General features: G+C 49.0%; 14 protein-coding genes. 9 read left to right on the top strand and 5 right to left on the bottom strand.

Annotated features, from left to right (window positions below; translation table 11 throughout):
- The first annotated feature begins 86 nt into the window (after window positions 1-86).
- Window positions 87-1,568: an FMN-binding glutamate synthase family protein gene (locus Q1B47_RS01230; RefSeq protein WP_299787366.1), complete on the top strand. Its 1,482-nt coding sequence runs from the start codon at window positions 87-89 to the stop codon at window positions 1,566-1,568.
- 3 nt (window positions 1,569-1,571) lie between these two features.
- Here Q1B47_RS01230 and Q1B47_RS01225 read toward each other — a convergent pair whose 3' ends face one another.
- Window positions 1,572-2,264 (bottom strand): pseudouridine synthase, encoded by a 693-nt coding sequence (locus tag Q1B47_RS01225; protein ID WP_299787363.1) that lies wholly within the window; start codon window positions 2,262-2,264, stop codon window positions 1,572-1,574.
- A gap of 187 nt (window positions 2,265-2,451) precedes the next feature.
- On the opposite strand from Q1B47_RS01225, the gene Q1B47_RS01220 reads away from it, so the two are divergent.
- From Q1B47_RS01220 to tsgA, 4 genes are all read left to right on the top strand, one after another.
- Window positions 2,452-2,814 carry an antibiotic biosynthesis monooxygenase gene (locus tag Q1B47_RS01220; protein WP_299787360.1) on the top strand — a complete coding sequence of 121 codons (363 nt, stop codon included), beginning with the start codon at window positions 2,452-2,454 and terminating at the stop codon, window positions 2,812-2,814.
- A 347-nt stretch (window positions 2,815-3,161) separates the two neighbouring features.
- Complete coding sequence (locus Q1B47_RS01215; protein ID WP_299787357.1) at window positions 3,162-4,964, top strand: HD domain-containing phosphohydrolase; 1,803 nt, start codon at window positions 3,162-3,164, stop codon at window positions 4,962-4,964.
- 248 nt (window positions 4,965-5,212) lie between these two features.
- Window positions 5,213-5,917, top strand: coding sequence for a purine-nucleoside phosphorylase (deoD, locus tag Q1B47_RS01210; protein ID WP_299787354.1), 705 nt, complete (start codon window positions 5,213-5,215; stop codon window positions 5,915-5,917).
- Window positions 5,918-5,987: 70 nt separating this feature from the next.
- Window positions 5,988-7,157 (top strand): MFS transporter TsgA, encoded by a 1,170-nt coding sequence (gene tsgA / locus Q1B47_RS01205; protein WP_299787350.1) that lies wholly within the window; start codon window positions 5,988-5,990, stop codon window positions 7,155-7,157.
- Window positions 7,158-7,494: 337 nt separating this feature from the next.
- Here the strand turns inward: tsgA and Q1B47_RS01200 are convergent, their stop codons facing one another.
- Window positions 7,495-8,169 carry a Crp/Fnr family transcriptional regulator gene (locus Q1B47_RS01200; protein WP_299787347.1) on the bottom strand — a complete coding sequence of 225 codons (675 nt, stop codon included), beginning with the start codon at window positions 8,167-8,169 and terminating at the stop codon, window positions 7,495-7,497.
- A 209-nt stretch (window positions 8,170-8,378) separates the two neighbouring features.
- Here Q1B47_RS01200 and Q1B47_RS01195 point away from each other — a divergent pair, with 209 nt between their 5' ends.
- A complete protein-coding gene (locus tag Q1B47_RS01195; RefSeq protein WP_299787344.1) occupies window positions 8,379-9,242 on the top strand; it encodes a nuclear transport factor 2 family protein in 864 nt (287 codons plus the stop codon).
- 113 nt (window positions 9,243-9,355) lie between these two features.
- Here Q1B47_RS01195 and Q1B47_RS01190 read toward each other — a convergent pair whose 3' ends face one another.
- Window positions 9,356-10,138, bottom strand: a complete 783-nt coding sequence (locus Q1B47_RS01190) for a helix-turn-helix transcriptional regulator (RefSeq protein ID WP_299787341.1) — start codon at window positions 10,136-10,138, stop codon at window positions 9,356-9,358.
- A 100-nt stretch (window positions 10,139-10,238) separates the two neighbouring features.
- Here Q1B47_RS01190 and Q1B47_RS01185 point away from each other — a divergent pair, with 100 nt between their 5' ends.
- Entirely contained in the window at window positions 10,239-11,396 is a 1,158-nt protein-coding gene (locus tag Q1B47_RS01185; RefSeq protein WP_299787338.1) for a multidrug effflux MFS transporter, read from the top strand.
- Window positions 11,397-11,498: 102 nt separating this feature from the next.
- Here the strand turns inward: Q1B47_RS01185 and Q1B47_RS01180 are convergent, their stop codons facing one another.
- A complete protein-coding gene (locus Q1B47_RS01180) occupies window positions 11,499-12,506 on the bottom strand; it encodes a hypothetical protein (RefSeq protein WP_299787335.1) in 1,008 nt (335 codons plus the stop codon).
- A 518-nt stretch (window positions 12,507-13,024) separates the two neighbouring features.
- Window positions 13,025-14,290: a hypothetical protein gene (locus tag Q1B47_RS01175; RefSeq protein ID WP_299787332.1), complete on the bottom strand. Its 1,266-nt coding sequence runs from the start codon at window positions 14,288-14,290 to the stop codon at window positions 13,025-13,027.
- 202 nt (window positions 14,291-14,492) lie between these two features.
- Here Q1B47_RS01175 and Q1B47_RS01170 point away from each other — a divergent pair, with 202 nt between their 5' ends.
- Window positions 14,493-15,179, top strand: a complete 687-nt coding sequence (locus Q1B47_RS01170) for a response regulator transcription factor (protein WP_299787329.1) — start codon at window positions 14,493-14,495, stop codon at window positions 15,177-15,179.
- Window positions 15,172-16,593 carry an ATP-binding protein gene (locus Q1B47_RS01165; RefSeq protein ID WP_299787326.1) on the top strand — a complete coding sequence of 474 codons (1,422 nt, stop codon included), beginning with the start codon at window positions 15,172-15,174 and terminating at the stop codon, window positions 16,591-16,593. The genes Q1B47_RS01170 and Q1B47_RS01165 overlap by 8 nt, the downstream gene beginning before the upstream one ends.
- Window position 16,594: the final 1 nt, after the last annotated feature.

Here is a 16,594-nt window from a genome sequence, read left to right as displayed (position 1 = left end):
ACCGCTATACTAAATATTCAGCTTAGGGCTATACCTATCCAGGATAACCATCGATGCCTGAAGGCTAAATCAGAGGAGGAGTATTAATGAGCGACTTCATTCTTCTTAGTCTCGATTTTCTTGCCAGCCTGTTTATTTTCGTTGTAGGTAGCGGCGCATTAGTCGTTATCTACCTCTATATCGCCGATAAAAAGCAACACAAACAAGCCATTCGTCACAACTACCCTGTGATCGGAAGGTTCAGGTATATTCTCGAAAAACAAGGTGCATTTTTCAGGCAATACTTCATGGCGATGGATCGCGAAGAGATGCCATTTAATCGCGCCGAAAGAAGCTGGGTGTATAAGGCGGCCAAGAATGTGGATCGCACTGTCCCCTTCGGTTCGACACTCAGTTTAGATCCCTCCGGCACCATCATGTTTATGAACTGCGCCTTCCCGATACTGGAAGAGAATGCCGTCTCTCCCGCTCCGATCACCATAGGTGAAGGGTGCCGTTATCCATACACCCCCAACTCAATTTTTAATATCTCAGGTATGAGCTATGGCGCCATATCTAAACCTGCCGTTCAGGCCCTATCCCATGGTGCTCACCTATGCGGCTGCTGGCTAAACACGGGCGAGGGAGGGCTCAGCCCCTATCATCTGGAGGGGAAGGCCGATCTCGTATTTCAGATCGGGACGGCTAAGTACGGTGTCAACGATGAACAGGGAGGACTAAGTAAAGAGAAACTGAATCAAATCGCCGCTCACCCGGAAGTTAAAATGTTTGAGATAAAAATATCCCAGGGTGCCAAACCGGGAAAAGGGGGGATTTTACCGGGGAAAAAAGTGACCGCCGACATAGCCAGAATACGGGGGATCCCTCAGGGACAAGACTCTATCAGCCCCAACGGTCATAAAGAGCTGAATAATGTGGCGGATCTCCTCGACATGATAGCCCTTATCAGGTCACAGACAGGAAAGCCCGTAGGCTTTAAAGCCGTATTTGGTTCGATGGACTGGTTCGATGAACTGCTGGCGGAAATTAACCGGCGCGGCGCCCAATCGGCACCGGATTTTATCACCATCGACAGCGCCGACGGCGGTACGGGCGCAGCGCCTCAATCCCTGATGGATTACGTTGGCTTGCCACTGAAAGAGAGTTTACCCCAGGTGGTTAAACGACTGGAGCATCACCAACTAAGAGATCGCATCAAACTGATAGCATCGGGCAAACTGATCACCCCTTCGAAAGTCGCCTGGGCAATCGCGCTTGGCGCCGACTTTATAGTCTCGGCCCGTGGTTTTATGTTCGCCCTTGGATGCATTCAGGCGCTGCAATGCAATAAAGACACCTGCCCTACGGGCATCACCACCCATAACAAACGGTTACAGCAAGGGTTAAATGTTAAAGATAAAACCCGAAGAGTGGCTAACTACAACAAGTATATCCACTACGGTCTGGGGTTAATCGCTCATTCATGCGGTGTCAGTAACGCCAGAGAGATAGACAAAAAACATATAAGGGTTGTGACCGAAAATGGTCTATCTGTCGCGCTAGATAAACTCTACGAACATTACAGCTAGACGCTAGTTATCGGAAAAGGAGTTAATTTCAGCCGCTGTCAGGTGCCGCCAGCGACCGACATCAATATCGAGAGTAACATCACCTATCTGCTGCCGATGCAGGGCATTGACCCGGTTGCCCACGGCGGCAAACATGCGCTTAACCTGGTGATATCTGCCTTCCGTTATCGTTAGCAACACCTCTTTGGGTTCCAGCTCCTCCAATTTAGCGGGCCGGGTCAGGGAGGCCTCCCCCTGCAGTTGCACGCCTCGGGCAAATTTTTGTGCTATGTCAGCTGTGATAGGGTCGCGCAGACTCACCCGGTATACTTTTTCGCAATGGTATTTAGGGTTAATAATATTGAACGACCAGCGCCCATCGTCTGTGATCAGCACAAGCCCCGTGGTATCTGCGTCCAAACGTCCGGCAATATGTAGATCACACACTTTTTCCATATCGAGGCAGTTCATCACAGAAGGATAATCACCATCGACATTTGAGCTGAGTGTATTCAGGGGCTTATGCACCATGATATAACGCGAGGCTCTAGCGGTGAGAACTTGTCCATTTAACGTAATATTATTATTTTCATGTACCTGAACTGCCGAGTCGGTGACCACCTCGCCGTTCACGCTCACCTCTGCCGCCTCGATCGATGCCACCGCTTCGCTTCGGGTCAGTTCGGTACTCTTACACAGAAATTTATCGAGGCGCATTCAAAATACCGTCATAAATAGAAATTAAGGGCGCTATTATCCCCATTCATCAGTTAAGTTCAACTATTAGCCATCATGGGTCACAATGAGCTAATATTTCTGAACAAAGCAGTGAGTTTACTTCGGCGGTTCTGCCCGACTCTCTAACTGCTAAACGCTTCTCTTAACCATTAAAAGAGGTCAGCCAATGTCTAGTCGTGTCTATGTTATCGCACAATTTCGTCCCAAAGCCGGATGTGAAAATGAACTGTTCGAGGTGCTCAAAGCACTCGAACCCGATGCTCTGCGTGAACAGGGCTGCATTCAGTACATTCTCACACGGCAGATAGACCACCCCAGTGCCACCCGAACTAACTATCCAATCGTGTTCAATGAAATATGGGCCGATAGCGAGAGTTGGGCGGCACACGGTCGCCGTAAACAGATACATCACTTCTTCAATACACAGGTCATTGCAAAAGATGGCCTGGTCGATGACGCCATCGTCACCGCTTACACAGACGAAGGATACGACTACGACGCCCCCATCTTTGGGCTAAGATCAGATTAAGCTCCCCCCCTCTACTCTTACCCGTCACTGATAAGCGACGGGTAAGAGTATCACTACAGCACTCTCCAACCTGAATCACTGTTATTTCCCCTCCTGAGTCCAATGAGTTAAAGCAGAGGGCACCATCAAATAAATCAAATAGATATACAAATTATTCGACGTTTTTCTACTTGCGTAATCCCAGGAGGACGTTTAACCTTTTAACAACAATATCAGGGAGGTGATATTGAAGAGAAAAGAAAATTGATCGCTAAAAAACGTAGCGTCGAGACGTTTTTCAGACAAAGGTCATGATAACCTTACAATTACCAAGTGCTGCATAGCTTCATGGAAGAGCGGAGTGTTGAGTGAATACTAAAGTCACGTATCTCAAATTCATTGTAGTAACGCTGTTTATAGTCTGGACCTTCTTAATCGTGTCCATCCTGATCAATTGGTTTAGTCAGGAGCATCGACACGCAGAAAGGCTGGCATTCAAAGAAGCCACCGTAAGCATAAAAAAGGATCTGGCCTACCGCTCCTGGGTCACCTCCCACGGTGGAGTCTACGTGCCGATAACCGAGCATACCCAACCCAACCCATATCTGGCTCATATCCCCAACCGTGATATAAAAACAGAGAACGGCCAGGGCTTAACACTGATCAACCCCGCTTATGCCATCAAGCAGACGATGAAAAACTATTCAGAGCTATACGGTACTAAGGGACGCATTGTCAGTAATACGCCACTCAACCCCGACAATAAGGCCGATAAGTGGGAATCTGACTCTCTGAATATTATCGAAGGTACAAAAACTCCCCATCACGAAATTCACCCCATAGATGGCCAGGATCATATGAGGCTCATCATACCGCTATTTACCGAGGAGGGATGCCTGAAGTGTCACGGTCATCAAGGCTATAGCGTTGGTGATGTGCGTGGTGGGATATCGGCATCCATTGCACTCACTCCCTATTACGCCAGTGCGGTTTCCCGCCTGAAGGCCAGCCTCCCCTATGTTGTCGTGGTCTGGCTAATCGGCGTGGCGACAATTTTACTGGGGTACTGGCGCACACGGCGCTATATCTCGGAAAAGATCGCCAATTATGAGCAACATATCTTCTCCATCGTCGACATGATAGAGAGCCGTGACAGCTATACCGCCGGTCATACCAAACGCGTTGGAGAGTACGCATCTCTCATCGCAAAACAGATGGGGTTTAGAAACCGAGCCATAGATAAACTCTATCGCGCATCTATGGTTCACGATGTGGGGAAGATATCCACCCCCGACTCGATACTGCTGAAACCAGGTAAGTTAACGCCACTGGAACGAAAAATTATTCAACAACATGTCGTCACCAGCTACCAGATGTTGAAGCGGGTGGATATATTTCAGGGGATTGCAGAGATAGTTCGTCATCACCATGAACAGTATGATGGCAATGGCTACCCCCAAGGTCTGAAGGGGGAGCAGCTCCCTATGCTGTCACAAATTATGAGTGTGGCCGATGCATTCGACGCCATGACGACAGATCGAGTCTACAAGGGCAGGAAAACAATTCAGTCTGCACTCGAAGAACTTCAGCACCTGGCAGGTAAGCAGTTTAACGCTGAAGTCGTTAAGGCGGCTCAGGTTGCCCTGAAAGATATCGCCAGCCCAAAATCAAACCAGCTACCTGTCAACGAGATAGAGAAGGAGAGGTTTGCCTACTTCTATAAAGATCAGCTAACCGGTGCCTATAACCGTGACTACCTGAACAATATGCTGCTGCTCAACAGTGATAAGCAGAGTGAAGCCCCATACAACTGCATCAATTTGATTTTACTGACCAATTTCACTCAATACAATAAAGAGCAAGGCTGGGAAAGTGGCAACAGGATACTTATCGATGTGACACAATCCTTGATAGTTTCATTTCCTCACGCCCTGATATTCAGGATACATGGCGATGATTTTATCGTACTGCATAAGCAGCACTATCCAATCGAGGGGAAGTTAGGCCCTATAGATACCCTGCTCGAAGGCACAGGGATTTCCCACGATACTCTGCATGTCAATATAAAAGAGGAGAGCATCGGCTCAGTGGATAAACTGGATAACTGGTTAATATTAAATGCCAACGAACAGAGCAAGCACGTCCATGACAGGCTGATTGCAAATCAGTAAACGGCGGCAAAAGAACTTCCCCGTTAATGCGACTCTGTATCGTGCTGTAATGGAAGCATCTGTACAAACTCGGTGGCCCCCTGTGGCCCCTGCTGTCAATTGCCACATGAGCCGTGCTTTTCTGTATCAAATTCAAAAATTCTGACTTTAATTCCCCCTTGCGGACTTTTGTCCTAATAGGCTTGCTCCCGTCGGTCGTAGTATCGAGTCAATTTAAGATTCATAAGATAACGTAAGAGGGATTAGCGATGACAGCACATATTAACGGCCAGATGGGCGACTTTGCAGAAACCATTATCATGCCAGGCGATCCACTGCGGGCAAAATATATCGCCGAGACTTTCCTTGATGACGCCGTCGAGGTAACTAACATACGCAACATGTTGGGTTATACCGGCTTTTACAAAGGCCAACGTATCTCCGTCATGGGCCACGGTATGGGCATCCCCTCTATGGTGCTTTACGCCCATGAGTTGATCAATGACTTCGGGGTGAAACGCATCATACGTGTCGGCAGCCTGGGCGCGACACAGCAGGATGTGAAGCTCCATGATGTGATCCTGGCGCAGGCAGCCGGTACCGACTCTCCCACCAATACCAAGCGCAGCAGCGGTTACCAGATGGCAACCTCCGCGACCTTCGAACTGCTACACAAGGCCTATACCTCGGCACTGGATAAAGAGATCAGCGTCAAGGTAGGTAACATCTTCAGTGGCGATATGTATTACGATCCCGATGAAGATATGATCCCGGCTCTGGAGCGTTTCGGCGTACTCGGTATAGATATGGAGGTCGCCGGTCTCTACGGCCTGGCCCACCAGCAGGGGATAGAATCCTTAGCCATTCTGACAGTCTCGGATCACTGCCTAACCGGGGAGGAGACATCGGCGCAGGAGCGTCAACTGTCATTCAATCAGATGATCGAGCTGGCACTGGAAACAGCCTGCAACTGATTGAAACCGGGGTTAACAAGAACAGTTAACGGACCCGATACGCGCCTTAAAAAGAGACTAAGGACCGATGATGAAAAACAAAATTTCACTGACTCTGCTGAGCTTTCTCGCCAACTTTATCATGGCGGGTTTTGCGACTCAGTTTGGTATGTTGATCGAACCTATCGCAGAAAAATTTTCGGCTAACGTCAATGACGTCGCCTCCATTTTCTCACTACTCAACGGTGGTGCCTTAGCCGGAACCGTTGCCGCCTTCTTCCTGATAGAGAAGATAGGTATCAAACGGATCACCCTGATCAACTACCTGACCATTGCCCTGAGCGCTGCGGCCCTTCACTTAACCTCCTCGCTGAGTGTTGTCATGGTGGCCATGACTCTTGTCGGGATGTGTGGCGGTGTGGGGCTATGTATCGCAGGCACTATCGTGGTGTCGGTATGGAAAGAGAAGATCCAGAGCAGCATGCTGGTGGTGCAAGATGCCACCTTTAATGTCGCCGGAGTGATATTTCCGCTCATTACCACTTACGCCCTGAGTAACGCGCTGTCATGGAGTTACAGCTACCTGGCCGTCGGGTTCGTCGCCTTAGGTACGGCTATCATGGCCCTGATGACAAACTTCACACTGTGCGAAAAACACAGAGACAGTGAGACAGGTAAGAGTGAAAAATCGGAGTGGAACTCATCGATAATCAGTGCCGGTATCGGCCTGTTCATGGGGATGCTGGCACTCTATACCTTCCTGACCTGGGCACCTATGTTCGTCAAACAGAAGTTTGATATTCCGTTTGAAGAGGCGGGCAACATCATCACCCAATACTGGTCTGCCGCCTTGGTCGGTGCGCTGCTCTCAACCGCTATAGTGTCACGGGTTAAGATTCAACACTTCCTGATGGGGATGATGACATTGGCCTTAATCATCACCAGTGTGATTGTTACCACAGAGAAACTGGAGTGGATGTCATACCTCACTTACGGCTACGGCTTTGTCTGTGCCGCGCTCTATAACTCGTTTATCGCCTATGGTGTCTCATTTGTGAAGCAGGCCAGCAGTAAAAATGTCTCCTTCATCTTGATCAGCGGCAGTGCGGGTGCCATGTTCAGCCCGGCAATAAGTTCGATGTTTGAGAGCATTATCGGCCTGCAAACCGTGATGTATGCAATTCCGGTTATCTACGCCATGATCTTGAGTATGCTGCTCATCTCACATCAGACTGCAGTAAACAAATTAGTAAAGGCATAATGAACTACCGATTCAAATAGGTATATATGATTACTGCCACATCGAACTTGAACTTTGACAGGTTGAGCAGATAGCCAGATGCGAAATATGAGAACAATTCGGATTAAGGCAAGAGTGCGGAAAATCAGGATGAGGCGCGCAAAACGGCTGAGTTTGTTGATGATGAACGCCAGCTAACACAGTGAGAAATAGCGTAGCCTATCTCTGTCTGAAAAGGTTTAATTTGAATCTGATATAAGCCCTGCAGGCCCGATGTTAATTATTAGGTTAACATCTGGTTTGGGGGCTTTTTTCACCATAGTCTGGGGTAACAACCAGGTAAAAAATTAGCCAGTCGCTATTCGATGTAAGCTTTTAACCCCTCCAGATCACAGATAACAATCCCCTCCTCTTTATCTCTGTGTATCAGCCCCAACTCCTCCAGTTTCTTTACTGCGCGACGATAGACACGGTCGGTGGTAGCGAACCTCTCGGCCTCAAGATAACATTTGGTAAATCCATCGACAGGCCTATCGTTAAGGTGTTGATGATACAGGTCATAGGCTATGTTATAGGCGATAGGGTACAACATGCGCCGAGTCAGAATATCTATGGTGTCCTGATAATCGATAGCCATCGCACTGGCAAAGAAGAGCGCGAATATAGGCTTATGAGTTAATGCCTGCTGCAACCTGTCGCCACAGATCACCTCAATCTCAACCTCCTCTTCGGCAATGATGTCCAGCTGACACAGGTAGTCACTAAAAAACTCCATTTCACCAAAGAGTTGCGAATCACAATCCATGGTGCCGAGCTGAAAGTTGCGACCATTACGGGCACAGTAACCCAATGATACCCGCCCCTTTTTCACTAATATAAGCGAACTGACCTTCTCTCCCTGCCGCATCAGTTTTTGATGCGCCGGCACCACCTTAGCTTCACTGATGCAATCGAGCATGATCTGCTCAACCTCGTCATGTTTCTGCTGCCAAAGCGTATGAAAACGACCTTTCGATAATGGTTTTAACTGCATGGTAAATACATCGGTAATAAATTGAATTGGCCTGAAGCCTCATTATACCCGAGCAAATGATGAATGCGAGATTATGGGGATGTGAATCACACAAGCGCTCAAAGGTTCGATATTCACCATTTTTTAGCCGCGATTAACCTGCTGTTATTTAGAGCAAAAGTTTAAGCTACCCCCATCAAAATTAACAGAGATAAAGATGAGGGAAAACAATGAAAAAGACTATAGCGAGCGCTCTGGTGATGGCGTTAGTTTCACTGACAGCGTGTAACGATGATTCAAACACAAATGAGGAAAGTATGACTCTATCAAATAAAGAGAAGGCCGTTGCGGTACTCAACAGCATAGAAACCGGCGATGAGCAGGCGATCTCATATATCAACCCTCTGGAATATACCCAACATAACCTAGCTGTCGGAGATGGCCTGGCAGGATTCGGCGCCGTACTACAGGCACTGCCCGAGGGCAGCGCCAGGGTCAATGTTATCCGCGCTTTCGAAGATGGGGAGTTCGTTTTCACCCATACCGATTATAACTTCTTCGGTCCCAAGATAGGTTTCGATCTGTTTCGCTTCGAAGACGGCTTAATCGTCGAGCACTGGGATAATCTGATCGTTAAGTCAGAGCAGCTAAATCCAAGCGGCCATAGTCAGATCGATGGCACAACGACAATAACAGACTTAGATAAAACGGCAGAGAATAAAGCCTTAGTGACCGATTTTGTCGACACCATCTTGGTAAAGGGTGAGTTCGATAAGCTGGCCAACTACTTCGATGGCGACAACTATCTGCAGCATAACCCGCAGATCGGCGACGGTGTATCGGGTTTAGGTGCGGCGATCGAAGCCATGGCTCAGCAAGGGATAGAGATGCTCTATACCAAAAACTATAAGGTTCTGGGCGAAGGCAACTTCGTATTGAGTATCAGCGAGGGAACCCTGGGCGGCGAGCAGACTTCATTCTACGACCTGTTCCGTATCGAAAATGGTAAAATCGCCGAGCATTGGGATGTGATTGAGACTATCGCGCCAATTTCAGAGTGGAAAAACAACAACGGTAAGTTTGGCGGTCTGTAGTATTCCCTCTGCATTTCGGGCTAAATGCCTCGATTAAACACTTAAAAGATGCCCGATACTCTTAGTGAGTATCGGGCACATTTCATACCGTAGACCATCGAAGAATCCGACTCTCACTGGAACGGTTTTGCCTTCATATACTGACTCGGCGTATTACCCTGATGCTGTTTAAAGAAGCTGATAAAGGCGCTATCGCTGGAGAACCCTAATGAGAAGGCCACCTGTGACACCGAGCCTCCTACTGCTAATTTCTCGATGGCGCTGTGTAATCGCCACTGCTGACGCCACGCCTGATAGGGCATCCCCGTCTGCCTGCTGAAAATGCGGGATATGGTCTTCTCACTGGCACCAATACTTCTTGCCATCACTTTCAGAGGTAAAGCTAGCTCATCCCCGGCGCGCAGGGCAGACAGCCAGGGCTTCAACCTCGGGTCAGTAGGCAAAGGCAGAAGCAAAGACTCCTCTGGCGCAGACTCCAACTCTTCGATAAAGAGGGCCGTGACAGCAAGCTGTTCATCAATTGGCTTATCCCACTCCCAAAGTGCCACTCTCTCGATTAACGCCTGCAGCAGGGCATTTACCGAGACTATCTTCATCTTCTGTGGAAGCTCGGTAAATGAGCCGGCATCGAAATAGACAGAGCGATAGGCAACAACATTACGCATTTGAACACAATGCTGAACCCCGGCGGGGATCCATGCCGCCTTAGTCGGCGGCAATATACACTGAGTGTTATCCAAGGTGATGTTCATGCAGCCGAGCGGCGCATAGAGCAGCTGCCCCTTCCGGTGCATATGCATCCCCGAATCGTGCCGGCCCACATCGGCCGCGATACCCACCACGGGCAGATCCAGGGTATCGACATCGAAACGATTCTCTTGCTTGATAAACGCCATCTGTCTCTATTTTGATGTTTTATGCTCTTATCATTATAACCGGACATCGGCGACTTCAATACACTTGCCGTCATTGAAAAGCGATTAACGAGTAACAGAGATGAAAAAAATTCCACCAACCTGGCTTATGGTCACCCTGCTGATGTTTCCGCAGATAGTAGAAACCATCTACAGCCCGGTACTGCCGCACATATCCAGGGCTTTTACCGTGAACATACAAACGGCGTCACAGACCTTGTCGGTCTACTTTATCGCCTTCGCCATCGGCGTGGTGATCTGGGGCCGGTTATGCGACACGCTGGGCCGTCGCAAGACCATGCTATATGGCTTGCTGACCTACGGCATAGGTGCGCTGTTAGCCATAACCACCAGACAGTTCGAGGTCCTGCTGCTGGCCAGAGTCGTCTCGGCATTCGGCGCTGCCGTGGGCTCGGTTGTCACCCAGACCATGTTACGGGACAGCTACCAGGCTGCAGAGCTTGGCAAGGTCTTCTCTCTTATGGGGATGGGAATATCGATCAGCCCGGTCATGGGCTTACTGGCTGGGGGCGTTTTAGCCCAAAGTCTGGGCCACACGGGCGTCTTTGGCTTACTGCTGCTGTTAGCCATGGTGCTGTTGCTGATAAGTGTAAAGGCTTTACCCGAGACCCAACCTATATCAAATCAGCAGCTCCCATTATGGCCACTGATTAACCGCATACTGAGGGATATAAAGATATGGCGCAGTGCGGCGCTGGTCGCCCTGTTTAACCTGATGCTCTTCAGCTACTATGCGCTGGCACCATTTATCTTCGCAGGCTTTCACATGAGCTCGGTAGAGTTTGGCTACAGCGGTATGGCTCTGGCTCTGGGCTCACTGATGGGTAGCCTGCTCAACAATCAACTGCTGTCCAGAGGCTGGCAAGCCGCGAACCTGATCAGGCTGGCAGCGATACTCGCGCTATTAGGCGCTGCCGGAGTCTGCCTGCTGCAATCTAGCCTGGCTTTCCTGCTGCCTATGGTGTGTGTGGTGTTGGCGTTCGGTATCGCCCTACCTAATATTCTCACTCAGGCGCTGATTGACTATAAACAGGAGGCGGGCAGCGCCGGCGCCCTGTTCGGCCTGGCCTACTACCTGATGTTAGGAGTGGGGCTGTCTCTGGCAGGATGGCTGCAAAACCTGGGGCTGGTGTTGCTGCTCGCTGCGGGGCTGAGTGCTGTGCTCTGCCTGTTCAATAACAAGAGCGCGGCCCGGTTTCAATTAATCAAGGGCATATAAACCACTCTATAGAAATGTAAGCAATAAAGAAGAGGAGCCAATGGCTCCTCTTCTACTTTCAACTTTATCAGTCTTTCATCGCATCTGACATAACAGTTGCCGCTACTCAGGACATGCAGCTGGTTGCATCAGGTTTACATTACCTTTATCAAGAGATGCTTCCTCGATATCAAGAATATCATCATCGGCATCAACAGAGATCATACCACGGTCTTTATTCTTCCCTTGACCTTCAGCGCCACCGGCACCTTGGGTGAGAACAATCTCAGCACTACCTTCCAGATCTTCATCATCGACGATTTCACACAGGTAGCTCACGGCTAATGTGGCAGTACCGGCGAAATCATCGTAAACAACAGGATCTGTTGGAGTGACGTCACAGGAGAAGCCTTCACTCTTGTAGTTGATGTGCAGCATACCTACAGGGGTCGCAGCGCCGCAGGCTTCACTTTCTAGGGTACCGATTGCACCAGAGAAGGAATACATACCGTTATTACCATTCCCCTTGTTTCCCTGACCTAGCTTACCACTGACCTTAGCATAATCGTAGACACAGTCGGTTGAGAACTCCACATCATCCCAATGCAAATCGGCTGGTACGCCATCACCAGCCCCGCTAACCATAAATTTTGCCATCATAGCGAAAGGCGGAATATTGCCAGCCAAAGTCATCTGCTGGTAACCGTCGGGTTCACCGGCCACATCAGTGTCGCTATCTGAGAATGTCGTGCCGTCGAAGTCGACAGATAATCCAGGAACCCCTGAAGATCCATCATTATTATGCCAGCCACTGGCCTCGAACAAACCCAGTCCATAGGGAGAACAGCCTTCCACCGACTCCATCTGATATGCGCTGCCGCTGAATACATCTACCTGCCCATCGAAGAAGGAGGTCATATACATCGACCAATCTGGTGTATTATGACCAGTGTCTGCAGTTCTTGCGGCTCCCACTTGTGTCCAATCGGCAGCATCCGCCGCATCAACGCCTTCGACCTCGAAGCCTGGGTTTTCGAGCAGATTACCCGAGAAGAGTAAACCAAATGCCGCGCCACTCACACCAAGCAAGAGGGCGATACTCGCAGTTAAAACCTTTTTGGAATGTTTCATCGTTTTCTCCTGGAAAACTAATTAAACTGCGAGCTTATCCCGGGGGCAGTTTAATTCTGGTGCCGATTCGACTTCCTTAACACTTTGCTCCGACCATTATTAATGAGCTTTTGAAGCCTGCATCGGAATGAGTTTAAGCTACTTAACTATCGTCCCTTCCCTGTATGTAGCATCTATCCGTTAATTCTTTTTCTTACAAACACCTGCTCTGATTTCGTGCCCTAATGACACAAAATACATCGCAAAATGCACCACTATTTACATGGTTAAAATATAGTACAAACTCACTGCTGACGCGGGGTTGAGCAATATACAGACATCTTATATACACTCATATTTTAAGTCCGTTTTAAACTTAAGGTATCCAGTCCGAAATCGTCATATCCTGATGAAATGTCGCAATCTCAAACGGTTATTTCGGGGGCGCCGTAGTAAACAGGAAAAAAGGAATCGAACTGAAAAGATAAACTAAGCCGTCTGGAGAAACGGCTTAGATAAAAAAACTGCAAAAATTGGCTTCAGAGGGTAATAGTACTGTCGGTAAAGGCGACACTCTCTATGTCGATAAGCTTATTGATACCATCCCGGCCATCCTCCATATCGGTAACTAAGATAGATCCATCTTCCAGCTTCTCTACGGTGTACTGTGATGAACTACCGCTGAAGAAAACGATATTGTTGCCGCTGTTTCCCTTTATCAGATTATCAAGCTGATTAACGACCACATTGCTGCTTAAACTTCCCGTCAGGGTGACATCTTTAAGATAGCGGGAGTGATGGGTATAGCTCAGCTCAGGTTTAAACTTCAGGCTGAAATCACCACTGAAACTCTCATCTATTCTCGCATTATAGGTAAGATAAGGATGAAAGAACTTGTTATTCATCAACTCTGCGCCCAATGGATCTTCACTGCCGATCTCACTCCTGCTCTTGGCTACATACTCTCCCCACATGCCATGGGTCTGACTGCCGGACCAGGCGCCCCAAAGACCATAATAGGAGTCGATGACCGCAGCCAGATACTCCTGAGACAGGCTGTTCTCAGTGGTGAGCTCTGCAATCCAGTCCGGCGAAGCAAAACCCCACAACTTGTCATTGAGTGCAGTTATTTGGGCGCTGCGTATTTCGGCCTGATAGTCGGCTAAAGCGCCGATAAAGCGGCTGTTTTGATCCACGCCGATACCATAGTCGTGAACCAGATGCAGTATCTCTTCGAAGCTGGCATCACGATGCCCATCGTAGCTTTGATTGATATACCAATCTCCCCCCTCGACCTGGATCTCATTTTGATACAGCGGCTGCCCCCCTAAGTTGGTCGCTGGGTTACTGCCATCATCACTGCCGTTGAGCAGCAACAAAACCGCGCCATTATCGGCCATCTTGTTGGCCACCGCCGACTTGTCACTGCCATATACAGACCCCGGGAGGTCAGTCAGATAGTGAGTAAGAATAGAGCGCGCTCTGACAATCTGATTATCGGAGAGCTTATCCTGGGCGATAATATGGATAGACTTGCCATTGGCAGCCTTCACCTGTGTATAGCGATTAAATTTTAGCGCCGCACTATAGGTCGCCGACAGAGAGTCAGGCACGCCCTTAATCCCCAGGGCCAGAGTCGCAGCAGACAAGCCATTAGTTGAGCCGGTATTTACCGAGCCGCTGCCGCCTGAATTTGTGCTCCCGGACGCAGTAGTACCGGTTGCCCCGCTGCCTGAATCTGAGTTACATGCAACGATGCCCACTAAACCTGTTGCGAGTACACCCGCCATTAATACTCTCTTCATTAACTGTCACTCCTGCGACCTGAACTATTGGAAAGTCACATTAGCATTACAGTTTCACTGGGCGGGTAAGAGAGTGTAAGCTCTGTGGCTCCCCATGTAAGCGGATGTAAGCGCGCTACCAATACAGAAAATACCCTGTAAACTTAGGCCTGACACATAGGTGTTTTGACACAAAAATCATACGAGTCAGAGGATAGGTTTCGTGGCTAAAGCAAACATACTCATCGTCGAGGATGATAAAGAGATTTCGCGGCTGACCGCCATGTATCTCGAAGCGGAAGATTACCGAACACAGATCATCGACGATGGTTTGCAGGCGGTAAGCGCCGTGAGAGATCTGCAACCGGATCTGATCATACTCGATCTGATGTTACCGGGTTTAGACGGCGTAGAGATCTGTAAGCAGGTGCGCACCTTCTACAGCGGCCCGATACTGGTTCTGACCGCCTGCGCCGATGATATGAGCGAAGTCAGCCTGCTTAAACTGGGCGCCGATGACTACCTGAGCAAACCGGTACGCCCCCATGTGATGGTGGCCAGAATTGAGGCCCTGCTCAGGCGAACTCAAGTCGCCGAGCCTGCAAAGAATCGACTTATCGTCGGTGAACTCACTATCGATACCTCGAAACAGCTCGTCAGCTATGGTGAATACACGCCGCAACTGACCGCCGCCGAATATGAGATGTTACTGCTTCTGGCATCTAATGCCGGGTGTATCGTGTCCAGAGACGACTGTTGCCGCTCTCTGAGAGGCATAGATTATGACTTCAATGACAGATCGGTCGATATGCGGATCTCGGGGCTAAGAAAGAAGTTAAATGACGATAGGCCCCCCTACAAGACCATCTTAACGGTACGAAACAAGGGCTATATGTTAACCAATGGCTAACTATCTTCCCCCGCTGTTTACCAGGCTCTATGTCAGTATGATTGCGGCGCTATGCGCCAGCATCTTCGTCACACTCTATTTCAGTGAGCAATTTTTGGAACAGAGTGACATCGTCGACTTCTATGAAGATACCTATCATGCCTTCACTGAAATCAGATCAGACCTGAACCGCTCTGGTTTAGCCCCGCAGCAGTACTTCGACGATATGCGACTGAATCATTACCATTTCAATATTCAATGGCAGAAGCAGTGGCAGGGAAAGGCTGACTGTGGGGAGTGTGAGTATCTCAATAAGATAGCCGGCTCATTAATCTATAGACTCAATGATGAACAGCTGCTCGCTGCCTATCCCCTCGATGGTAGCAGTGGAGCCATCTTGATCGGCGATCAGGCTCCCGTGAATCTGTTTTTTGATGGTTTGGATGGAAGACAGCCATTGACTCTTATAGAGATATGGCGTGAAGATCCCGATGAGCTTACCCCCTTTATCCTGCTTTTCGTTACTATCTTAGCTATCGGTGCCACCCTCTATTTTCCTGTGCGACAACTACAGAAACAGATTAAGGGACTCATCGATACCAACAGGAAATTTGGCGATGGTGAGCTCAACGTACGGGCTACGCAAAAATTCTCAGAGCCGGTTAATTCACTGGCCGACAGCTTTAATCGCATGGCGGAGTCAATAACCGAAACGGTGAAAGAGAACCAGATCTTCGCTCAGGCTGTGCCTCACGAGATGCGCACCCCCTTGAGTCGAATTCAATTAGCGACCGGCATACTTCGTAAGAGCAACCAGCAAGCGGACCAGCGAGAACTGCTCGATAACATCGACAGTTATATCGACGACATCGATGAGCTAACCAAACAGGTACTCACTTTCTCTAAGCTTAATGCCGTTCTGAGCCAAGAGGAATCCCAGAGCAAGCAACTCATCAAACTCGATGATTATCTGCAAAGCCGGCTACAAGTGTTAAACCAGCGGCAGCAGCCAAACCAAGAGCACTCTATCGATGTCGAATTAGATATAGAGGAACAGCAACTCGAATGTGACCCGGCTTACCTGAGGTTGATGTTCGATAATCTGCTAAAAAATGCGCTCAGATACGCAACATCCAGAGTCCTGGTAACTGTAACGATGAAGGCCAACGAAAATGATAGAAGTGACGAACTAAGTCAGCTTATTATCAGCGTCGACGATGATGGGCCGGGGATAGATAGCCAGCATTTTGATTCAATCTTCCTGCCTTTCTCCCGCATAGACAGGAGTCGCAGTCAACAAACCGGAGGGCTGGGCTTAGGCTTGGCCATAGCTAAGGCCGCAACGAGACGAATGCACGGCCACTTAGAGGTGAGTCGCAGCGAATTAGGCGGAGCCAGATTCAGTTGCCGGTTAACTCCGGCTCCCAATGATTAAC

Origin of the sequence: uncultured Shewanella sp. (assembly GCF_947501225.1) — a bacterium.
Classification (GTDB): Bacteria; Pseudomonadota; Gammaproteobacteria; order Enterobacterales; family Shewanellaceae; genus Shewanella.
Note: the sequence above shows the minus strand (reverse complement) of the source record. Positions and strands in the feature narration are given on the sequence as shown.